At 38.1% G+C, this 23,727-nt stretch carries 17 protein-coding genes, 1 tRNA gene and 1 pseudogene; 4 read left to right on the top strand and 15 right to left on the bottom strand.

Going from position 1 to position 23,727, the window contains the following annotated elements; genetic code table 11:
• Positions 1 to 96 precede the first annotated feature (96 nt).
• Positions 97 to 558, top strand: a complete 462-nt coding sequence (locus tag ACFILZ_RS06885) for a RidA family protein (RefSeq protein WP_375607219.1) — start codon at positions 97 to 99, stop codon at positions 556 to 558.
• A gap of 134 nt (positions 559 to 692) precedes the next feature.
• A complete protein-coding gene (locus ACFILZ_RS06880) occupies positions 693 to 1,115 on the top strand; it encodes an HIT family protein (RefSeq protein ID WP_375607220.1) in 423 nt (140 codons plus the stop codon).
• A gap of 7 nt (positions 1,116 to 1,122) precedes the next feature.
• Here ACFILZ_RS06880 and clpA read toward each other — a convergent pair whose 3' ends face one another.
• Positions 1,123 to 3,474, bottom strand: a complete 2,352-nt coding sequence (clpA, locus tag ACFILZ_RS06875; RefSeq protein WP_375610635.1) for an ATP-dependent Clp protease ATP-binding subunit ClpA — start codon at positions 3,472 to 3,474, stop codon at positions 1,123 to 1,125.
• Positions 3,475 to 3,480: 6 nt separating this feature from the next.
• Positions 3,481 to 3,852 carry an ATP-dependent Clp protease adapter ClpS gene (gene clpS / locus ACFILZ_RS06870; RefSeq protein ID WP_375607222.1) on the bottom strand — a complete coding sequence of 124 codons (372 nt, stop codon included), beginning with the start codon at positions 3,850 to 3,852 and terminating at the stop codon, positions 3,481 to 3,483.
• Positions 3,853 to 4,086: 234 nt separating this feature from the next.
• Between clpS and ACFILZ_RS06865 the strand changes: the two genes are divergently transcribed.
• Together ACFILZ_RS06865 and ACFILZ_RS06860 are read left to right on the top strand one after the other, a co-directional pair.
• Positions 4,087 to 5,436 (top strand): D-alanyl-D-alanine carboxypeptidase, encoded by a 1,350-nt coding sequence (locus tag ACFILZ_RS06865; protein WP_375607223.1) that lies wholly within the window; start codon positions 4,087 to 4,089, stop codon positions 5,434 to 5,436.
• A gap of 32 nt (positions 5,437 to 5,468) precedes the next feature.
• The gene (locus ACFILZ_RS06860; protein ID WP_273790659.1) at positions 5,469 to 5,747 is read left to right on the top strand and encodes a hypothetical protein; all 279 of its coding nucleotides are present in this window, start codon (positions 5,469 to 5,471) and stop codon (positions 5,745 to 5,747) included.
• A gap of 1,824 nt (positions 5,748 to 7,571) precedes the next feature.
• On the opposite strand, the gene ACFILZ_RS06855 is transcribed toward ACFILZ_RS06860, so the two are convergent.
• The 13 genes and pseudogenes from ACFILZ_RS06855 to ACFILZ_RS06795 form a co-directional block, all read right to left on the bottom strand.
• Entirely contained in the window at positions 7,572 to 8,963 is a 1,392-nt protein-coding gene (locus tag ACFILZ_RS06855; protein ID WP_375610634.1) for an L-serine ammonia-lyase, read from the bottom strand.
• 342 nt (positions 8,964 to 9,305) lie between these two features.
• Complete coding sequence (locus ACFILZ_RS06850; RefSeq protein WP_375607225.1) at positions 9,306 to 9,995, bottom strand: nitroreductase; 690 nt, start codon at positions 9,993 to 9,995, stop codon at positions 9,306 to 9,308.
• 228 nt (positions 9,996 to 10,223) lie between these two features.
• Entirely contained in the window at positions 10,224 to 10,403 is a 180-nt protein-coding gene (locus tag ACFILZ_RS06845) for a hypothetical protein (protein ID WP_375607226.1), read from the bottom strand.
• 717 nt (positions 10,404 to 11,120) lie between these two features.
• Positions 11,121 to 15,332: a DNA-directed RNA polymerase subunit beta' gene (gene rpoC / locus ACFILZ_RS06840; RefSeq protein ID WP_375610633.1), complete on the bottom strand. Its 4,212-nt coding sequence runs from the start codon at positions 15,330 to 15,332 to the stop codon at positions 11,121 to 11,123.
• Between the two features lie 172 nt (positions 15,333 to 15,504).
• Positions 15,505 to 19,653: a DNA-directed RNA polymerase subunit beta gene (gene rpoB, locus ACFILZ_RS06835; RefSeq protein ID WP_375610632.1), complete on the bottom strand. Its 4,149-nt coding sequence runs from the start codon at positions 19,651 to 19,653 to the stop codon at positions 15,505 to 15,507.
• 289 nt (positions 19,654 to 19,942) lie between these two features.
• The gene (rplL, locus tag ACFILZ_RS06830) at positions 19,943 to 20,314 is read right to left on the bottom strand and encodes a 50S ribosomal protein L7/L12 (RefSeq protein WP_012755028.1); all 372 of its coding nucleotides are present in this window, start codon (positions 20,312 to 20,314) and stop codon (positions 19,943 to 19,945) included.
• A 101-nt stretch (positions 20,315 to 20,415) separates the two neighbouring features.
• Positions 20,416 to 20,934, bottom strand: a complete 519-nt coding sequence (gene rplJ, locus ACFILZ_RS06825) for a 50S ribosomal protein L10 (RefSeq protein ID WP_375610631.1) — start codon at positions 20,932 to 20,934, stop codon at positions 20,416 to 20,418.
• 354 nt (positions 20,935 to 21,288) lie between these two features.
• Positions 21,289 to 21,993, bottom strand: a complete 705-nt coding sequence (gene rplA, locus ACFILZ_RS06820; protein WP_375610630.1) for a 50S ribosomal protein L1 — start codon at positions 21,991 to 21,993, stop codon at positions 21,289 to 21,291.
• Positions 21,994 to 21,997: 4 nt separating this feature from the next.
• Positions 21,998 to 22,426 (bottom strand): 50S ribosomal protein L11, encoded by a 429-nt coding sequence (gene rplK / locus ACFILZ_RS06815; protein ID WP_273723157.1) that lies wholly within the window; start codon positions 22,424 to 22,426, stop codon positions 21,998 to 22,000.
• Between the two features lie 150 nt (positions 22,427 to 22,576).
• A complete protein-coding gene (gene nusG / locus ACFILZ_RS06810; protein ID WP_273790740.1) occupies positions 22,577 to 23,107 on the bottom strand; it encodes a transcription termination/antitermination protein NusG in 531 nt (176 codons plus the stop codon).
• A gap of 20 nt (positions 23,108 to 23,127) precedes the next feature.
• Positions 23,128 to 23,340, bottom strand: coding sequence for a preprotein translocase subunit SecE (gene secE / locus ACFILZ_RS06805; RefSeq protein ID WP_273790652.1), 213 nt, complete (start codon positions 23,338 to 23,340; stop codon positions 23,128 to 23,130).
• Between the two features lie 199 nt (positions 23,341 to 23,539).
• Positions 23,540 to 23,615 (bottom strand) — tRNA-Trp (locus ACFILZ_RS06800).
• 47 nt (positions 23,616 to 23,662) lie between these two features.
• Positions 23,663 to 23,727, bottom strand: a pseudogene (locus ACFILZ_RS06795) (elongation factor Tu); the annotation flags it as partial.

Here is a 23,727-nt window from a genome sequence, read left to right as displayed (position 1 = left end):
AAAAAAGGCTAATTTCTCAATTAACCACACATTTTCTTAAATCAAAAAATAGATTATGCAATGAATATATTATAAAGCAGCTATGGAGTTAAAATTATGACCAATATGATTGAAAAAAACTTAGAAAAATTCGGAATCACTCTTCCTGAAGTAATCTCCCCCCTTGCCAATTACATCACCACTTCACAAAGTGGCAATCAACTCTTTATTTCTGGACAACTCCCTCTTATTAATGGAAAACCTATAGCCATCGGTAAAGTTGGTGCAACTGTGAATACCGAACAAGCCCAAAAAGCATCTGAAGCTTGCGCTCTCAATATTCTCGCGCAACTCAAGGCAACTCTGGGTGACTTAAATAAAATAAAACGTGTAGTCAAAATTACTGTTTTTGTGGCTGTAGATTCTCATTTTACCGATATTCCTTTTGTTGCCAATGGAGCTTCTAATTTATTCGTCAATATCCTTGGTGAAATTGGAAAACACGCCCGTTCTGCTATTGGTGTTGCCTCTCTTCCTATGGATGTTCCTGTAGAAGTTGAAGCCATCATAGAAATCTAAACCTTCATTAAGACAGTGCATTATCCTAAATATAACTGAAATCAAAGTACTTCTTTGTCTTACACTCTGATAAACCTTGCATTTTTTCGTTTTTAAATTAGAATCTTAAACTTACGATAAAAGGAAATATTTGTATGAAACAAGCTTATGACAATAATAATATTTTTGCTAAATTGATTCGCAATGAAATCCCTTCTGTTCGTGTCTACGAAGATGATGATGTTATTGGATTTATGGATATCATGCCACAGGCACCAGGTCATACGCTGGTCATTCCTAAAAAAGGCTCTAGAAACTTACTTGATGCAGATCCTGAAACATTATTTCCTGTTATTAAAGCTGTTCAAAAAATTGCAAATGCTGTCAAAAAAGCCTTTCAAGCAGATGGCATAACTGTCATGCAATTTAATGAAGCAGCTAGTCAACAAACCGTCTATCACCTTCATTTTCATATTATACCACGTATGGAGGGAATAGAGCTTACCCCTCATAATGATATGGTAACGCCTCCAGAAATACTTGAAGAGAATGCAAAAAAAATCCGTGCAGCTTTATAACACACTTTTAAGTTGTTGTGCTTTTTTTTCCTACACGTTTTTTTGTAAAGTTTTCCATTTTACTTTTCTTTGAACTTACAGATATATCGGAAGATGAAATTTCTAACTGTAAGCTTTCTTTTTTACCATTTGATTTTTGTGTCAATACGCGAACGGTACCACCATTGCGTAACTTTCCAAATAAAATTTCATCAGCTAATGGCTTTTTAATATATTCTTGTATAACACGCCCTAATGGGCGTGCTCCCATCTGAGAATCATATCCTTTATTAGAAAGCCATAAAGTTGCAGAAGGGCTTAATTCAAAACAAATTCCCCGATCAGCTAATTGTGCTTCAAGCTGAAAAATAAATTTTTGCACTATCTGATTGATGATTAAATGAGATAAAGATGCAAACGGAATAATTGCATCTAACCGATTACGAAATTCTGGTGTAAAGAGTCGATTGATTGCTTCTATATCCTCACCATCACGATGTACTTTCCCAAATCCAATAGCTGATTTTGCCATATCTGAAGCACCAGCATTGGTTGTCATAATCAAAATAACATTGCGGAAATCAATTTTCTTACCATTATGGTCTGTTAATCTACCATAATCCATTACCTGCAATAAAATATTAAATAACTCTGGATGCGCTTTCTCAATCTCATCTAGCAATAGAACTGCGTGAGGTTTCTGATCAACGGCATCTGTAAGGAGACCTCCTTGATCAAACCCTATATAACCTGGAGGTGCTCCGATTAAACGTGCTATCGTATGCCGTTCCATATATTCTGACATATCAAAACGCAATAATTCAATACCTAAAGATGATGCAAGCTGTTTTGCAACTTCAGTTTTTCCTACACCTGTTGGTCCTGAAAATAAATAACTTCCTATTGGTTTATCCGGTTCGCGTAAACCTGCTCGCGCCAATTTTATGGATGAAACTAAGACGGAAATTGCCTGATCTTGACCATAAACGACATGTTTGAGTTCTCTTTCAAGCTTACTCAGTATCTTCTGATCATTCCGGGAAACTGTTTTTGGTGGAATTCTTGCAATTGTAGCAACAGTCGCTTCAATTTCTTTAACACCTATACTCTTCTTGCGTTGTTTTTGTGGCAAAAGCTTTTGCGCTGCTCCACTTTCATCAATAATATCAATTGCTTTGTCAGGTAACCTACGGTCAATTATATAACGTGAAGATAATTCTACAGATGCCTTCATCGCCTGATCTGTATATTTAATCTGATGAAAATCTTCAAAATAAGGCTTCATCCCCTGCAAAATCTTAATCGCATCTGTAACAGAAGGTTCATTAATATCAATCTTCTGAAAACGACGCTCTAAAGCACGATCTTGTTCAAAGAATTTGCGATATTCTCTGTAAGTCGTCGAACCAATACATCGCATAGTTCCAGAAGATAATACAGGTTTCAAAAGATTTGCTGCATCCATATTTCCCCCTAATGTCGCTCCTGCTCCAATTAAGGTATGAATTTCATCAATAAATAAAATAGCATCTGGATATAGCTCAAACTCTTTAATAACTTGCTTTAAGCGTTCTTCAAAATCACCGCGATAACGTGTACCTGCAACAAGTCCCCCCATATCAAGAGAAAATATTGTTGCATTTGATAAAACTTCAGGCACTTGCCCATCAACAATGCGCTTTGCCAATCCCTCAATTATAGCGGTTTTCCCCACTCCAGGATCACCAACCAAAAGCGGATTATTTTTTGACCTTCGACATAAAACCTGAATCATGCGTGAAATTTCTATTTCACGGCCAATTAATAAATCAATTTTTCCATTACGTGCTTTACAATTGAGATCAACACAATAATTCGTTAAAGCACTTGTTCCTCTTTCACCATTATCCGAAATCTGCTGATCTAATTGCTCTTCAAGTCCTTCAAGTAACATGGATAACCCATCATCACGCGTGACACCCTGTGAAATAAAACGTACAGCATCATAGCGTGTCATTCCCATCTCTTGAAGAAAATATGCTGCATGGCTTTCACGTTCAGAAAAAATTGCAACAAGAACATTTGCCCCCGATACTTCATCTTTTCCAGCCGATTGTGCATGAATCACCGCACGTTGGATAACACGCTGGAAAAAAGCTGTAGGCTTTGTATCCTCATCAGCTCTAATCTGTTCATCTAACTCTGAGCGAAGATAATTGGTTAAGCGCTCTCGCAATTCCTCCACATCTACTTGGCAAGCCTGAATAACGGAATTTGCATCGGCATCATCTAACAGCGCAAGTAGAAGATGCTCTAGTGTTGCATATTCATGGCGTGCTTGAGTAGCAATTGTTAATGCACGATGCAAAACCTCTTCAAGACTAGGTGTAAAAGATGGCATAGCTCCTCACTTCCATTCCATTACACATTGTAACGGATGTTCATTTTGACGCGCACATTCCCTCACTTGTAATATTTTCATTTCAGCGACTTCATAAGTATAAGTCCCACATTCTCCTATCCCATTGTGATGAACATTTAACATTATCCGCGTTGCCTCTTCGAAACTTTTTTTAAAAAAGTTCTTCAAAACGAAAACAACAAAATCCATAGGTGTGTAATCATCATTAAGCAAAAAAACGCGACATAATTTAGGTTTTTCAAGTTTTTCTCTAGCCTTAGGCATTATAACCGCACCATGCCTACCTTCATCCCAATTCTTGCCCTTTTCATTATGCATAATACGAGCTATAGAGTTTATTATGAGCATCTGTCCCATTATCGTTTTCCATGCAGCACATTTTTATTAATTTTAAATTCTTTCATAACTATTGCAATACCTGTTTGTATTAGAAAAAAAATTTCCTCTATGGTTAGACTTCAATCGCTCACTCATAAAATAACTTCTGTAAACAAATTAGTAATACCATTCGTCTAAGCTGCATCAATAAATTACAGAAAAGGAAGCTTTATAGAAGTTTTTTAGGATAAATGGAGAAATAGGATACTGCAAGTGTATATTAATTATCAAAAAATTATGCGCTACTGTAAAACAATAGCAATTTCTTTTGTTATGTTAGCTTTTTCTTACTGTTGGGCATCCGCCACACCTCAAGGGGCCTATCCTGATAAGTATGCGGCTATTGTTATAGATGCTACTACGGGAAAAACTCTATTTCAAGCCAATGCAACACTGAAACGTTATCCTGCTTCTTTAACAAAAATGATGACATTGTACCTCCTCTTTGAAGCTATGCAGATGCGTCGTGTGACACCAAATACACCAATTCCTGTTTCACATTATGCAGCAATGCGTCCACCGACAAAAATTGGATTTAAAGCAGGCCAAACAATTTCTGCAGAATCAGCAGCTAAAGCACTCATTACAAGATCCGCAAATGATGTTGCTGCTGCCATTGCAGAATATCTTGGAGGTAGTGAAAAAAAATTCGCTCAAATGATGACAGTAAAAGCCCGTAAACTTGGCATGAAACATACACATTTTGCAAATGCTTCAGGTCTTCCGGATGTGCACAATTATTCTACAGCACGAGATATAGCGACTTTATCATTAGCTTTACGTAAACATTTTCCCAAACAATATAAATTGTTCAAAACAAAAAGTTTTAATTTCCGTGGACATAAAATTAACAGCCACAATAAACTTGTTAAAATAATGAAAGGTGTCGATGGAATTAAAACAGGCTACACACAAATGTCAGGTTCTAATTTAGCAACTTCGATGCGTCTTGAGGGGCGCTCTATTGTCGCTGTTGTTATGGGAGGTAAATCATCTACTGCACGTGACGAGCATATGGCTAGCTTATTGAATCAATATTTGCCCAAAGCAAGCCAAATGAAAAGTGGTGAACGTTTAATAGCTTCTGTACGCTATCACTTACCTACTGGGGCCAATACTCCTATACCGACCATTAAAGCAGATTCAAGTAATTTTGACGATGAAATTTCGACTATGTTGACAGCATTTGCAGAACAACCTAAAAACTCCAATATCGCAATAACGGCTGTAAATAAGGTAATTATACCAATACCGAATCCTCAAAAAACTATACCAGCTGAGACTCATAAAATTGTAACAGTCTCTTTGTCCGAAAATGCCGGATGGGCTATCCAAATTGGTTCTCTTCCTAGTGAAGAACAAGCAAAAACTCTACTTTTAAAAGCAAAAAATATAGCTTTTTCTACTTTAAAGCATGCATCTTCACACATGCAACTGTTTGAAAAAAGTGGGCGGCGTTATTACCGAGCGCGCTTTACAGGGTTTCAATCAAAAAAAGCTGCATTTGATGCTTGCTCTACATTAAAGAAAGCAAATTTTAACTGCTATACTGTAGCCTACTAAAAATTTTTGAATTCTGCGTTAAGGATAGTATTATGACAGATAATGCTTTTGCTTCATTCCATAAAAAAGAAATTTTATTGAAGCAATCATCCCTCCTTTCATTGCGTTCTCTTCACGATGCTGCCGCAAAACTTACTGGTTTAAAATATAATTCGACAGCATTAGATACACAGTCTCTTGTTAACCTTCTCATTTGCCAAACAATGCGTAACCGTCGTCTCATAATGCCTCCTGTACGCATTCATTTACGCGTTGCGAGCCAAACTGGTAATGTGCCTATTAAAATCCGTTTAGGAGCAACAAATATTTAATTCTACAGACCCTCTCTAAAAAATTATTTTATTATTAACCATTATCTACAGCCTTAGAAAACCTTTTGATAAACATACTTTTTTCTTAAATTGTTGAATTTTTCTGACAGCTTTTCCAACTATCCAATATCTCCAAGCTTTTAATAAAAACATTGTTAAGGACATAAAAATACCCAATATTTTTCCACTTTTTGGATTTAATATAAAAAATTGTCCTTGATATCTTTCTGGAAAAAATGAATAGCTTCATTAGATGAAAGCTTATCATTTGATGGGATTATTGTAAAAGTTCAATAAAGAAAATCTCTCTTAATAACACTCCCCATACAACATAAACGCTGTAAAAAAACAATCTCACTCCTCTTACTTGTATTTATGTCAAAAGGCACAGAAAATTGGAAAATACAAATACTATCGATGAAAAAACGTAAACAAATTATCAGATTAAATATTATAATAACGATTTCCATAAGATTTTAATTTATAATTATAATTTATTTTTTGCATATTGAATAAGAGATTTTCGTAAAATGCTCTTATTTTACTTCTTATATTGAATCAGTCAAAATCGCTCGCTTGCTCATCACGAGAAAAATTGGCATATAAACTATTTAAAAAGGGAATCAAAATATCTCTTATGAATCATTTCAAGTACTAGGATCTTTTGTAACATTGAAAGTTGAAAAAAAGGATGATAGTGCTGGTTTTCTCTCTTTATAAATAAAAATGCTAATACTCTATAGATTTTATACCATCCATGGAAAACTTACATTATATTATTCATATGCAAGATACTGATTTATAAAGATAATTAATTATTTTGCATGTTAGATGAGAATCTCGAATATCGTAAGATTATCTCATTAAAAATCTGTTTATGTTGAATCAATCAAAACCGTCTCTTGCATGTTATGAGCGAGATTAGTGTGTAGCGTGAAACTGTACCAAAAAGACTAAAAATGCCTATAATGAACCGTTTCAAATGCCAAGAGCTTTGTCCCTGTACAGAGGGGCGGCTCTGGCAAAGTGTGCAACCATGCCAGCGTACTCTTTTTATTAAGCATAAAGATGGGGACAGCTCAATGGATTTACCGTTATATCATTCACAGGTGCCATCGTGAAATGAGCTTGGGAGCGTTGAGAGATATTTTTTTAAAACGAACTCACGAACGCGTAACACGATAATGTTCTATTGTGTGCATTCTATTCTCATGAGAATTTTTATAAATATTTCTTAATGTATACGTTATTATTTATTTTAATTTTTTTGTCGGTAAAAAATTTATAAATAAAAAGATATTTCCAATATATCTCTTAATTATTGTAAATTAGTGTTTTTTTTCAAGGCATTTTTTACCATACTAGGTAGAAAAAACTTCACTTTTAAAAAATTAAAGTCTTTAAAACTCTACTCTCTTCATCATAATTATTCAGATTTAAAACAAATTTTCCTTGGATACTCAGGCATAATCTTCCATTACTTAAAAGATATATGGCTATGGAAACTTTTTAAAGCCATAAAACCCAGCTAAAAATAATGGCAGATTGATCACTAACTTTACTTTACGCTTTCTTATTTTTTCCAAATTACACTTTTTCCCCACTTTAGAGACAAATCAAACAGATGCACAACACTCTCCCCTCCAAGCTTGCATGCAACACCTATTATTCGTTAAGAAAACACTGAATGATCTCAGATTTATTTCAAACTACTGCTGCATTAAAGTGGAATTTTAATTTAAAGGAACAAAAAACATAAGCTTTATTAGGAAATACGATCTCTCTCCAAAAAGTCCAGTTATGGATTGAAAAATGTTCCAGCTCTTAACAAGATATCGCATTGACTGCAAGACCACCTTTACTTGTCTCTTTATAGCGTTCACTCATATCATAACCAGTCTGGCGCATTGTTTCTATACAAGCATCAAGAGAAACAAAATGATCTCCATTACCATATAATGCAAGAGAAGAAGCCGTTACCGCCTTAACAGCTCCCATTGCATTACGCTCAATACAAGGCACTTGTACAAGACCTGCAACAGGATCACATGTCATTCCCAAGTGATGTTCAAGCGCAATTTCTGCCGCATTTTCAATTTGAGCTGGTGTTCCACCTAACGCTGCGGTCAACCCTGCTGCGGCCATTGAAGATGCCGTTCCAACTTCACCTTGACACCCAACTTCTGCACCAGAAATAGAGGCATTATGTTTGATAACACCGCCTATAGCTGCTGCCGTTAATAGAAAATTATGTATTCCCTCTCGATCTGAATCATCATTAAACTGAAGATAATAACGCAAAACGGCTGGGACGATACCGGCTGCTCCATTTGTTGGTGCTGTAACAATACGACCACCTGCTGCATTTTCTTCATTGACTGCTATAGCATATACCGAAAGCCAATCATTTGCAAAAAGTGGATAATTGCAATTTTTCTTTTGATTTTCCAAAAGTGTATCATGCAGTTTTTTAGCACGCCTTGGAATACGTAATCCACCAGGCAACTCACCTTCTTGTGAAAGACCTCTATTAATGCAATTTGTCATCGCTGAAAAAATTTCATCAAGCCCAGCATCAAGAGAAGAACGCTCTATTTTTATTTCTTCATTTAAGCGTTTCATTTCAGCAATTGAAAATCCTGATTTTTCTGCCATTGATAACATTGTACGAGCAGAATCAAATGGATATGGCACCTCAGACACTTCTGATTCTATATTACCATTCATGTGTCTTAATTCATCCTCAGTTACAACAAAGCCACCACCAATAGAATAATAAATCTGCCGCAAAAGAACATTCCCATCAGTATCAAGCCCTTCAAATGCTAGTCCATTCGTATGACCAGGGAGAATTTCCTTTCGTTCAAAAATAAGATCACGTTGCAAATCAAACTGATAAACGGGATGGCCTTCTGGTTGCACTTTTTTTTCACGTATAACTTTTTCTAACAAAAACCCCATGCTATCAGGATCAACAGTAGAAGCTTTTTCTCCTAAAAGTCCTAATATGATAGCTCTATCTGTCGCATGACCAATACCTGTGAAAGCTAAAGAACCATAAAGATAAACACGTATACGAGAAACTTGGTTATCAGATAACTGAGAAAAATCTCGTATCCTTTGCAAAAACATATTAGCCGCTGTCATCGGCCCCATCGTATGTGAGCTAGAAGGACCAATACCAATTTTAAAAAGTTCAAAAACAGATAAAAACACGAACCACCTCAAAACTCCAATATGGTCTGAGTATACGCTTTTCTATAACGTTTGTCCTGTTTAAAATCAAATTGCGAGATAGAGTAAAAAAATGATAGCAATAAACACGAATGTTGCTCGTCTTGCTACCACCCAACACCCTCTTTCTATAGTGCTTTCCATTAGCCAACCTTCAAAACGAACAATGCCCTTAGAGTCATCACTCTCTTAATGTTTCGAACGTAGTAAAATAAGTGTTAATATGCAACATCATAATTTAATAAGAATGAAAAAATTCTACCAAGCATATTTTTCATAATGCACCAAGTTCTTCAAAGTATATGCTTAATGATATAAAATATTTTATGGACATGCTTCGATGAAACGTACAAAGTTTTCTAACGGTTCTCGTTCTGTCTCAAAATTGTTTTCTGGAGCACTCATATCGCGATAACCAAGTGCCATACCACAGATAATATTCCGATCAGAAGGTACAGATAAAAGCGTACGAATTTGTTTATGATAATCAGCAAAAGCTGCTTGGGGACAGGTATCCAATCCAAATCCACGTGCTGCTAACATAATGGTCTGCATAAACATACCCAAATCAAGCCAACTCCCTATTTCCATGTCGTGATCCATTGTAAATAAGAGTCCTACAGGTGCATCAAAAAATAAAAAATTTCGTGCTTTTTGATGAAGCATTTTTTCTTCATCTCCTTTTTGAATTCCAAGACTCTGATAAAGATCCAAACCAACTTTTCGACGCCTTGAAATATAAGGCTCACGCCACTGACGTGGATAATAACTATATTCACGCTCTCCTTTTACACCTGAAAGCACAAGTTGTGAAAGCTCTTGCCCTACTTTCTGTAATACACTTCCTGTAAGCACAATCACTTGCCATGGCTGAATATTTGTTCCAGATGGTGCACGTGCTGCAAGTTTTAAGATTTCTTTGATTGTTTCCAAACTAACTGGCTGATCAGTAAAAGCGCGAATTGACTTTCGTGACAATATAGATTGAAAAACACTCATAGGAGAAACTGTCATTGTTTTTACTTTCTTTATGAAAAATAGTTTTTTCTTATCAAGGATAATATACTGCGAAAATACCTTTGCAGCTTTTTCAAACACTCTATTTCTTTAAATGACTTACACATTTCACGCAGTGGTAAATATTCCCCTTAGAGATAGTATAATCTATCTCTTTTAAGAGAAAGAAATTTGTCTAAAAGAAGACAAAATAAATTTATAATCAATGTCTAACCACCAACTCCGCTAAGCTCTCAAAAAACTCTCCTCAATTCGTTCTAAATCCTGTAGAAGATCATCAACATCATGCTGCATCTGCTTTAAATCAGTTCGTTTTTTATGAATTCCTGCAATTAATTTCTTAAGCTTTTTCTCATTATCAGGTGGTTTTCCAACCATTGTCAAAATATCAGATATTTCAGACAACGAAAATTTAACTCTTTTAGTACACAGGATTTGTTTTAACTTATGACGACCCGTTTATGTATAAAGCCGTGTATTTGCAAACCGAAAAGGGATAAGAAGTCCCTCTTCTTCATAGCAAAGTTCGAGCTATTATTGAAAACTCACGTGTTAATTTTCCAATTGAATAATATTCGTACATTTTATTATTCTGTCTGCATAGATCACATTGTTATAAGAAATATGTCTATTTTTTATAAAACTTAGTGAGCACCTTAATCTCTAATTTTCTGCATTCTACTTTAGAAGAAAATACATTCACAAACATTGTATAGTAGAGAATCAATTATTTTTATATTACAGAAAGACTATTGATCTTTCATTATAAGTCCTTTTAAATCTTTATAGAAGATATCAATCAGAAATTTTCCTAAAATTCAAAATCAATCATTATTTGATTTGTAGATAATCAACTCTTTTCCTTGAATATGTTTTTTGAGTTTCACATACTTGGGAAAAAACTTTCTATACTGCCTTCAGAAATAAGAAAACTTTAAAATGAAGCAACAAGAAAGATAAGCATCATTACAAAACAATAAGCTACTAAAGATGTTTAAAATAACTATCGCCTTATAATTTTTGATATTTTTCAAGAGAATATACAACTTCTGCATTTCGAAATAAGAAAACGTCTGAACTTTCTATTCAGACGTTTTTTTATTATGTGATGTTGTATTTAAATTATTCAGCAACAGCCCCGGTTGTCATATTTGTCAACATAGCCTTAGCCACTTCGTTATTACTAGACTTACGCTGCTCATCTACAATCAAATCATCACGAACTGCAGCAATACGACGGATTTGAGAAATTGTACCACCCGTACCTGCTGGAATAAGACGACCGACAATAACGTTCTCTTTAAGTCCTTGCAAAGTATCAATTTTACCAGAAACTGCTGCTTCAGTAAGAACACGTGTTGTTTCCTGAAACGATGCCGCCGAAATGAAAGAAGGCGTTTGAAGAGAAGCTTTTGTAATTCCAAGAAGAATGGGATTACCAGATGCAGGTTTCTTCCCTTCTGCAATCAAATTATCATTGATTTCATCAAGTTCAATACGATCAACATTATCACCTGGAATATAACCAGAATCTCCAGATTCAGTAATTTCAACTTTTTGCAACATTTGACGAACAATCACTTCAATGTGCTTATCATTAATAAGAACTCCCTGCAAACGATAAACCTCCTGAATCTCATTAACAAGATAAGATGCCAAAGCCTCAACTCCCTTAATCGCCAAGATGTCATGAGGTGCTGGATTCCCATCAAGGATATAATCCCCCTTTTCAATTTGATCGCCTTCTTGGAAGTGGAACAACTTACCTTTTGGAATCAAGTATTCTACTGCCTCAAGAGTTTCATCATTTGGTTCAATAATGATACGACGTTTATTCTTATAACCACGGCCAAACCGAATTGTACCACTAACTTCAGCAATAATCGCATGATCCTTTGGACGACGCGCTTCAAAAAGCTCAGCCACACGAGGAAGACCACCCGTAATATCTTTCGTTTTGGCACTTTCCATTGGCAAACGAGCAATAACATCACCAGCCTTAACATGAGCACCAAGTTCAACAGAAAGAATAGTTTCCACTGACATCATATAACGGGCTTCACCTCCCTTATACAATTTAGCAATAGATTCACCTTCTTTATCCGTGTGAATAATAATGGCTGGTTTAAGATCCGCACCACGTGGATTAGCGCGCCAATCAATCACCAAACGCTTCGTAATACCCGTAGATTCATCAGCTGTTTCAGTGACAGATAAACCATCAATCATATCTTCAAAACCCACATAGCCTTCAACTTCCGTTAAAATTGGACGTGTATAAGGATCCCATTCTGCTATACGTTGGCCACGTTTAACCACATCACCATCATCAACAAAAATATGAGCACCATAGCTAACACGATGTACAACGCGCTCTTTTCCTAACTCATCCTTGATAAGGATAGCCATATTACGCCCCATAACAACCAAATGGCCTTCAGAGTTACGAACCACATTACGATTACGAATTTCCACCTTACCTTCATAAGATGCCTCTAAATACGATGAATCCACAACCTGCGCAGTTCCTCCTAAGTGGAAAGTACGCATAGTAAGCTGTGTTCCCGGCTCACCAATGGATTGAGCAGCAATAACACCAACGGCTTCTCCCTGATTAACAGGTGTTCCACGCGCCAAATCACGACCATAGCATTTTGCACAAACACCAAGACGTGTTTCACATGTTAATGCAGAACGAATTTGAACAGATTGAATCCCAGCTGCTTCAATCTTCGCAACATCAGCTTCCTCAATCATTGCTCCACCTTCAAGGATAACCTTTCCAGAGACAGGATGTAGAATATCAACAAGCGCTGTACGACCAAGAATTCTTTGCCCAAGGGAGGCAACAATTTGTCCTGCATCAACAATCGGCTGCATGGTAAGCCCTTTTGCGGTACCACAATCAACTGCTGAAATAATAGCATCCTGTGCAACATCAACAAGACGCCGCGTTAAATAACCAGAGTTCGCCGTCTTTAACGCAGTATCAGCAAGTCCTTTACGTGCACCATGCGTGGAATTGAAGTATTCATTAACAGTTAGACCTTCTTTAAAATTTGAAATAATGGGTGTTTCAATAATTTCACCCGATGGTTTTGCCATTAATCCACGCATACCGGCCAATTGTCTCATCTGGTTAGCAGAACCACGAGCACCAGAGTGCGACATCATATAGATCGAATTCATCGGTCGTTGACGACCTGTTTTAGGATCAAAATCGACGGCTTGAATACGTTTCATCATTTCATCTGCGACGCGATCTGTACATTTACCCCAAGCATCTACAACCTTATTGTATTTTTCACCTTGTGTAATCAAACCATCATTATATTGCTGTTCGTACTCCTTAGCCAAAGCTTCTGTTTCTGCAACTAAACGCGACTTACTATCAGGAATAACCATATCGTCCTTACCGAATGAAATTCCTGCACGACAAGCATAAGAAAAGCCAAGCTGCATAATACGGTCACAAAAAATAACCGTCTCTTTTTGTCCACAGTGCCGATAAACATGATCAATCATTTTAGAAATGTTCTTTTTCGTCATCTCTTGATTGACAATATCAAATGAGATATCCGCATTTCTTGGCAAAAGCTCACCGATAATCAAACGACCAGGTGTCGTATCATAAAGTTTAGAAACTTCTTTTCCATCCTTCTCCATATTCTTAACACGGCCTTTAATCTTCGTATGAAGCGTTACAACCTTATTTTCTAAAGCATAATGAAGCTCACCTATATCAGAAAAAGCCATTCCCTCACCTGGTTCTTTTTCAGAAACAATCGAAAGATAATAAAGACCAAGAACCATATCCTGTGATGGAACAATAATGGGAGCTCCATTAGCTGGATGAAGAATATTATTGGTTGACATCATTAAAACACGGGCTTCAAGCTGTGCTTCAAGAGAAAGCGGAACATGAACCGCCATCTGATCTCCATCAAAATCTGCATTAAAAGCAGTGCACACCAGCGGATGAAGCTGGATAGCTTTCCCTTCAATCAAGATAGGTTCAAAAGCCTGAATCCCCAAGCGGTGCAATGTTGGTGCACGATTGAGCAAAACAGGGTGTTCACGAATAACCTCATCCAAGATATCCCAAACTTCTGGATGTTCTTTTTCAACAAGCTTCTTTGCCTGCTTTACCGTTGATGAATAGCCTTTTGCATCAAGCCGCGCATAAATAAAAGGCTTAAATAATTCAAGAGCCATTTTTTTGGGAAGACCACATTGATGCAATTTTAATTCAGGACCCGTCACGATAACAGAACGCCCCGAGTAATCAACACGCTTCCCAAGTAAGTTCTGACGAAAACGTCCTTGCTTGCCCTTCAACATATCTGATAAAGACTTAAGAGGACGTTTATTGGCTCCAGTAATCACACGCCCACGCCGTCCATTATCAAACAATGCATCAACAGCTTCTTGTACCATACGCTTTTCATTGCGCACGATAATTCCAGGAGCACGCAATTCAATCAGCCGTTTCAAGCGGTTATTACGATTAATAACACGCCGATAAAGATCATTCAGATCTGATGTCGCAAAACGCCCACCATCAAGCGGAACCAATGGACGCAAATCCGGTGGAATAACCGGAATTGTTTTCATAATCATCCACTCTGGCTTATTTCCAGATTCAAGAAAATTTTCAACGATTTTAAGTCGTTTAATCAATTTTTTCTGCTTTAACTCTGAAGTTGTTTCAGCTAATTCAAGACGCAAATCATTAGCGATTTTATCTAACTCCATACTAGCTAAAAGCTCGTAAATAGCTTCAGCGCCAATCATAGCTGTAAACTGATCTTCTCCAAATTCATCAATAGCAAGCATATATTCTTCTTCAGAAAGAAGCTGATGGAGCTTAAGAGACGTCAATCCTGGTTCGGTTACAATATAATTCTCAAAATAAAGAACCCGTTCAATATCTTTTAAAGTTAAATCTAAAAGTGTAGAAATACGACCTGGTAATGATTTAAGAAACCATATATGCGCAACGGGTGCCGCAAGTTCAATATGCCCCATACGCTCACGACGTACGCGGGAAAGAGTAACCTCTACACCACACTTTTCACAAATAATGCCCTTATACTTCATGCGTTTATATTTGCCACATAGACATTCATAGTCCTTAATAGGGCCAAATATACGTGCACAAAAAAGACCATCACGCTCTGGTTTAAACGTCCGATAATTAATCGTCTCAGGCTTCTTAATCTCACCATACGACCAGGACAAAATTTTCTCAGGACTCGCAATAGAAATACGAATAGAGTCAAATGTCTGCGCTGGCGCTTGAGGATTGAAAAGATTCATGACCTCGTGGTTCATGCTGTTCTCCTTCAAAGATTCTTAGAACCTGTTGTAATATCTCATTTATTTTATAACAGATCTTCTTTAAAATACATCTACTTTTAAAAACAACCTGTATAGCCTTAATAAGGTTATTGAGCCTCTTAAAGTAATAAGAGCGCAGCCTTTTTCTAGTGCGCTCCTTGAATTATTATTCTGTCGTATCAGACAATGCCCGCTGTGCAATAAGTTCACGCGCATCATCAAGCTCCACATTAAGAGCAAGTGAGCGCATTTCTTTTACCAACACATTAAAGCTTTCGGGTATACCTGCCTCAAATGTATCATCACCACGCACAATTGCCTCATAGACTTTTGTTCGACCAGCCACATCATCTGATTTTACTGTTAGCATCTCCTGCAAAGTGTATGCAGCACCATAAGCTTCAAGTGCCCAAACCTCCATTTCACCAAAACGCTGACCACCAAATTGTGCCTTACCTCCTAATGGCTGCTGCGTAACAAGTGAATAGGGACCAATAGAACGTGCATGAATCTTATCATCAACAAGGTGATGCAATTTCAACATGTAAATATATCCCACCGTTACTGGACGATCAAAAGGCTCCCCAGTACGACCATCATAAAGCGTAACCTGCCCTGAACTATCTAATCCTGCGTCTTCCAGCATCATGTTAATATCAGACTCATGTGCTCCATCAAAAACAGGCGTTGCAATTGAAACCCCTTTCTTCATCTGCAATGCCAATTTGTAAAGGCTTTCATTATCATACTGACGAACTGGTTCATTATGATTATCATCAGGCATAAGATTTTCAATACGCTGACGCAACGGCAATATATCCCCAGTCTCTTGATATAACTCTAACAAAGCACCAATCTTCTTGCCCATCCCCGCACATGCCCAACCAAGATGCGTTTCAAGAATTTGTCCAACATTCATACGACTAGGCACACCAAGCGGATTCAAGACGATATCAGCATGGGTCCCATCTTCAAGAAATGGCATATCTTCTACGGGAAGAATACGTGAAACAACACCCTTATTCCCGTGACGCCCCGCCATCTTATCACCTGGTTGGATTTTGCGTTTCACAGCCACAAAAACCTTCACCATTTTCATGACACCAGGAGGCATTTCATCACCTCTTTGGACTTTTTCAACTTTATCCATAAAGCGACGTTGTAATGCTTCTTTTGATTCATCATATTGCTTACGCAAAGCTTCAATTTCATTTTGAAGCTTTTCATCCTCAACAGCAAATTGCCACCACTGTGATCGTGGATAATGCCCCATTACTGTACTATCAAGCTTTTTACTACCCGAAAAGCCTTTCGGACCTTCTACAGCAACTTTACCTGTCAACATATCGGTAAGACGCGCATAAACATTGCGATCAAGAATCGACTGTTCATCATCTCGGTCTTTTGCTAAACGCTCAATTTCTTCACGCTCAATTGCCATCGCACGTTCATCTTTTTCCACGCCATGGCGATTAAAAACGCGAACTTCAACAACAGTACCAAAAGTCCCAGGAGGCATACGCATAGAAGTATCACGAACATCAGATGCCTTTTCTCCAAAGATTGCACGCAGAAGCTTTTCTTCCGGCGTCATGGGACTTTCACCTTTTGGGGTAATCTTTCCAACTAAAATATCACCTGGTTGAACTTCAGCACCAATATAAATAATGCCAGCTTCATCAAGGTTTCTTAACGCTTCTTCCGCAACATTAGGAATGTCGCGCGTAATTTCCTCAGGTCCAAGTTTTGTATCGCGTGCCGCAACTTCAAATTCCTCAATATGAATTGAAGTAAACACATCATCAGCAACAATGCGCTCGGATAACAAAATAGAATCTTCATAATTGTATCCATTCCAAGGCATAAATGCTACGAGAACATTCCGCCCAAGAGCTAAATCACCAAGATCCGTGGATGGACCATCTGCAATGATATCACCTTTCTCTACCCTATCACCGACATGTACAAGAGGACGCTGATTAATACAAGTGGACTGATTAGAACGCTGAAATTTCTGTAAACGGTAAATATCAACGCCTGATTTTGAAGGATCTAAATCTTCTGTTGCACGAATAACAATACGGGTAGCATCGACTTGATCAACAACACCACTACGTTTTGCACTCACAGCAGCTCCTGAATCGCGTGCAACAACGGATTCCATTCCCGTACCAACAAAGGGTGCCTCAGCGCGTACAAGAGGAACTGCCTGACGCTGCATGTTCGATCCCATCAACGCACGATTCGCATCATCATTTTCCAAAAATGGAATAAGCGCTGCTGCAACTGAAACCAACTGTTTTGGTGAAACATCCATCAAATCAACATGATCGCGTGGCGCCATTAAAACTTCACCTGCATGACGGCAAACAACAAACTCTTCTATAAAGCGGCCTTCACTATCTAATGAAGAATTAGCTTGAGCTACATAATGCTTTGCTTCTTCCATCGCTGAAAGATAAATAACTTCTTTTGTGACTTTACCATCAATAATTTTTCGATATGGGCTTTCAATAAAGCCATATTTGTTAACTCGCGCAAATGTTGCTAAGGAGTTAATCAGACCAATATTGGGGCCTTCTGGTGTTTCAATCGGACAAATACGACCATAATGCGTAGGATGGACGTCACGAACTTCAAAACCCGCACGTTCACGAGTCAAACCACCTGGACCAAGAGCAGAAAGACGGCGTTTATGGGTAATTTCTGACAATGGATTGGTTTGATCCATAAACTGAGACAATTGTGAAGACCCAAAAAATTCACGGACCGCTGCTGCCGCAGGCTTTGCATTAATCAAATCCTGTGGCATAACTGTATCAATTTCAACCGATGACATACGCTCTTTTATCGCACGCTCCATACGAAGAAGACCAATGCGATATTGATTTTCCATCAACTCCCCGACGGAACGAACACGACGGTTGCCAAGATTATCAATATCATCAATTTCACCACGTCCATCACGCAATTCAACCAACATCTTAACAACAGCAATAATATCCTCTTGGCGTAAAATGCGAACTGTGTCTGGACAATCAAGATCCATACGTAAATTCATCTTAACACGCCCGACAGCGGAAAGATCATAACGCTCTGGATCAAAAAACAATGAATGGAACATTGCTTCTGCTGTATCGATTGTTGGTGGTTCACCTGGACGCATCACCCGGTAAATATCAAATAACGCATCCTGCCGACTTTCATTTTTATCTACCTTCAAAGTATTGCGGATGTAAGCGCCAATATTCATGTGATCAATATCAAGAATATTGACTTGATCAGCACTAACATCGAGCAGAATTTTTAATACTTTTTCGTCAATTTCATCACCAGCTTCAAGGTAGATTTCACCTGTTTCGTAATTGACGATATCTTCGGCTAGATAACAACCTAATAAATCATCTTCACTAACTTTAACCGCTTTAAGTCCTTTTTCTACCAAAGACTTTGCAGTACGAACTGTTAATTTTTTACCAGCCTCCGCAACGACTTCACCACTATCTGCATCTATAAGATCAGAAATGAGCTTCATTCCTTTAAAGCGATCCACAGAATAAGGAACACGCCATCCTTCTCCATCACGCTCATAAGTCACTTTATCATAAAACGTCGATAAAATATCCGACGCATCCATACCTAATGCCATCAAAAGACTAGTAACAGGAATCTTGCGCCGTCGATCAATACGCGCATAAATGATATCTTTAGCATCAAACTCAATGTCAAGCCAAGAACCACGATATGGAATAACACGAGCAGCAAAAAGAAGCTTTCCTGATGAATGGGACTTTCCTTTATCATGGTCAAAAAAGACACCAGGAGAACGATGCATCTGAGAAACAATAACACGCTCCGTACCATTAACAATAAAGGTACCATTCGTCGTCATTAAAGGCATATCGCCCATATAAACGCCTTGCTCTTTAATATCTTTGATATCTTTGGAGCCAGTATCCTCATCAACATCAAAAACAATCAAACGCAATATGACCTTTAATGGGGCAGCATAAGTTAAATCACGTTGACGGCACTCTTCAACATCAAATTTTGGTAAATCAAATTCATAACCTACAAACTCAAGCATAGCTGTCCCGGAAAAATCTGAAATAGGAAAAACCGATTTAAAAACAGCTTGCAAACCTTCATCTGGTCGCCCACCTTTCGGTTCCTCAACCATGAGAAATTGATCGTATGAGGCTTTTTGAACCTCAATAAGATTCGGCATTTCTGCTACTTCAGGAATCTTACCAAAAAATTTCCGTACGCGCTTACGACCATTGAATTGAGACATCATTGCGTGAGTCTGAGCCATCGTCGCTCCTTGATCTTTACTGTTCAAGGTAGACCAACCTTGAAAGCCTTATACCATTAACCTGCATATGCAGACCAGTTCACTTGACACTCATAATGAGCATCATTAACTTTCCCCACCAACATAAGTCATTTATCTCTTTGACTCTATGATGAAGGGGGAAGTAATCCAAACCTATCCCATTCCTGTTACGAAACCATTGGGAAAAGGTTTTTTACTCATTATTTTCCCTCTTTGTATTAAGAGAAAGAAAATCGGCGAACATAAATGTTCGCCGATAAAATTAAATTTACTTAAGTTCAACTTTAGCACCAGCAGCTTCAAGTTGAGATTTAATTTTCTCTGCCTCTTCTTTAGAAGCACCTTCTTTAATAGGCTTGGGTGCTCCTTCAACCAGATCTTTAGCTTCTTTAAGACCAAGTCCAGTAAGGGCACGAACTTCTTTAATAACATTAATTTTTTGTGCGCCACCTTCAACAAGAATAACATCAAATTCTGTTTTTTCTTCAGCAGCTGGAGCAGCAGCACCAGCAACAGCAGCGACAGCTACAGGAGCAGCAGCCGAAACCCCCCACTTTTCTTCAAGTAACTTAGAAAGCTCAGCAGCTTCCAAAAGGGTTAGATTAGAAAGGTCTTCTACGATCTTCTCTAGATCAGCCATTTTTAAATTCCTTCAATTAAAAGATTTGAACCATTATTAAAACTTATCCAAAAAAACAGAAAAGCATTAAAGCTTTTCCATAAACATGAATATAAACAGCCTTAAGCCGCCTTATCCTCCTGAGCATATGCTCCAATGACACGCGCAACCTGACCAGCAGGGGCATTAACAACCTGTGCAATACGGGTCGCAGGGGTAGAAATCATACCCACAAGTTTTGCACGCAACTCGTTTAATGAAGGCAATGAAGCCAATGACTTCACAGCATCTACACTTAAACTTGTTGCACCCATTGAACCACCAAGGATGACAAATTTGTCATTGCTTTTCGCAAAATCAACAGCAACTTTTGGTGCTGTGATTGGATCTTCTGAATAAGCAATAAGTGTTTGTCCGCTAAACAAACCCACTATCGATTCAGATTCCGTGCCCTGAAGAGCGATTTTAGCAAGACGGTTTTTGGCGACCTTAACGGCACCGCCAGCTTCACCCATTTTCGAACGCAGATCATTCATCTGTGAAACTGTCAGACCGGAATAATGTGCAACAACAACAGAACCAGACTTCCGAAAAGCCTCGTTAAGCCATGTAACAAATTCGCGTTTTTCCGCTCTATTCACTGTCTCTCTCCATTTAACAGATTTGCTTAGAACAAACCTGTTGGTTACCTTTGATAACATAAAATACTTCATGTCACCGATGAGGATCCTGTCCCCTTTTTCACGCACAGCGTTCAAAGGCAACCTTGGCTCAAACCCTTTAAGTCTTTTAACTCTCAGTTTTTACCCCAGTCTCATGCAGGCTTTTTTGATTAAGATACTTAAAAGTATCACCTACAATCTCGGACAGGATATTCCGGAATTTCTTCCGGTACAACCTAAGCTCTATAAAGCTTAGATAGCTAGCTGATCAAAACCAGCATTTAAAATACAATTTTGATGTTCACATACCCCAAAACAAAATTATAAATCAGCTTATACTGTCTCTGAACGAACTGTTGCTGGATCAACTTTAACACCAATCCCCATAGTCGAAGAAACAGCAACGCGCTTAATATACTCACCTTTTGCACCTTGCGGCTTAGCTTTAATAACTGCACTTGCAAAGGCTTTTATATTTTCTACGATTTTTTCAACACCAAAAGAAGCCTTACCAATACCAGCATGCACAATACCGGCTTTTTCAACACGAAACTCAACAGCACCACCCTTAGACGCTTTGACAGCACCAGCAACATCAAGTGTTACAGTACCAACTTTGGGATTGGGCATCAAACTCCGTGGACCAAGAATCTTACCAAGACGACCAACAAGAGGCATCATGTCTGGTGTTGCAATACAACGATCAAAGTCAATCACCCCCCTATTAACGCTTTCAAATAAATCTTCGGCACCCACAATATCAGCTCCTGCCGCCTTAGCTTCCTCAGCCTTATCCCCACGAGCAAAAACGGCAACACGAATATTTCTTCCTGTTCCATTAGGCAAATGAGCAACACCTCGAACCATTTGATCAGCATGACGAGGATCAACACCCAAATTCATTGAAATTTCGATTGTTTCATCAAATTTAGCAACGGCACGCTCCTTAACCATTAAAACAGCATCTTTTAAAGCGTAAAGTTCACTAAAATCGATATCTTTTCGGATATTTTTTATTCTCTTTGCTACTTTTGCCATAATACTAGCCCACCACTTCCAAACCCATCGAGCGAGCAGAACCTTCAACCATACGCATCGCTGCCTCAATGTCATTTGCATTAAGATCTTTCATCTTTGATTCCGCAATCGAACGAATTTTATCGCGAGAAATGCTTCCTACAGACACTTTACCAGGCTCTTTTGAGCCAGATTTCAGGTTTGCTTCCTTCTTTAAAAAGAATGATACAGGAGGCGTCTTGAGAGAAAATGTGAAAGATTTATCTTGGTAATACGTAATAACAACTGGAATCGGTGCCCCCTTTTCCATTTCTTGTGTCGCTGCATTAAACGCCTTACAAAATTCCATGATATTAATACCACGCTGCCCAAGAGCTGGACCAATCGGTGGAGATGGAGTAGCAGCTCCTGCAGGGACCTGCAACTTAAGCTGACCTATACTTTTTTTTGCCATAACAATCTGCCTTTAATTTCACTGGTATACTGACAATTCATCTTGCCCGTCACCCGCTTGCAGTCACGTGGTTCGGATCATTAAGCCGACAAAAGCTATAAATCACCTCCCACTCCTTCCTTAAAGTAATAAAAACTACTCTAAGTTTAATCAGAGTTTTTCAACCTGACCAAATTCCAAATCAACAGGCGTAGGACGCCCAAAAATAAGCACTTCAACCTTAAGACGAGAGCGCTCTTCTTCAACCTCTTGAACAATTCCATTAAACGAAACAAAAGGACCATCAGCAACGCGAACTTGCTCTCCAACCTCAAACAACACAGAGGACTTTGGAGACTCAACCCTTTCCTGAACTTGTTTGAGAATTTGCTCAACCTCTCGATCAGAAATGGGAACAGGACGCGCATCCGATCCTAAAAAACCTGTCACTTTAGGCGTATTCTTAATAAGATGATAAACTTCATCTGTTAACTCAGCACGAACAAGAACATAACCAGGAAAAAATTTTCGCTCAGTATCAACTTTGCGTCCACGACGAACCTCTACAACACGCTCTGTTGGAACAAAAATCTTTTCAAAAAGATGATCAAGTCCCTTCTGCTTTGCCTCCTTATCAATAGCTTCCGCTACTTTCTTTTCAAAATTTGAATATGCCTGAACAATATACCAACGAGCTGCCACAGTCACACTTCCTTACATTCTCAACTAAAAAGATATTTCAGAAGATCAATAACCCGCCAAACACCAAAATGCATAACCTGATCCACAATAAAAAAGAAAGCTGAAGCCAATGCAGTTACCAACAAAACCATAATAGTAGAAATAACCGTCTCACGACGTGTAGGCCATTTCACTTTAATTGTTTCTGCATAAACCTGCTTCAAAAAGGTAATCGGATTGGTTTTAGATGCCATCGTCACACTATACTCTCTCTAGTCCTATTGTGTTTTATAGAACAAAATAAACAGAAAAAAATGCAAAAGCCAACTTTCAGACTTATGCAATTTCCTTACTTTCTATTCAATACCGTTTCACACACAAAAAAACAAGCCCCATATCAAAAAAAGCGAAAAAGGCAGCAAAATCCACTCCCTTATATGTAAAATCCCCCTTTGGCAGGGGCAGCAGGACTTGAACCCGCGACCTGCGGTTTTGGAGACCGCCGCTCTACCAACTGAGCTATACCCCTAACTCTCAAAATTAAAATACTTTTAACACCCCTTTAACAAGCATTATTTATTCAATGATCTTAGAGACGATACCGGCACCAACAGTACGACCACCTTCACGAATAGCAAAAC

The organism is Bartonella sp. AP40SXNS (assembly GCF_042195825.1).
Taxonomy (GTDB): Bacteria; Pseudomonadota; Alphaproteobacteria; order Rhizobiales; family Rhizobiaceae; genus Bartonella.
This window is presented reverse-complemented; position numbering and strand designations above follow the sequence as displayed.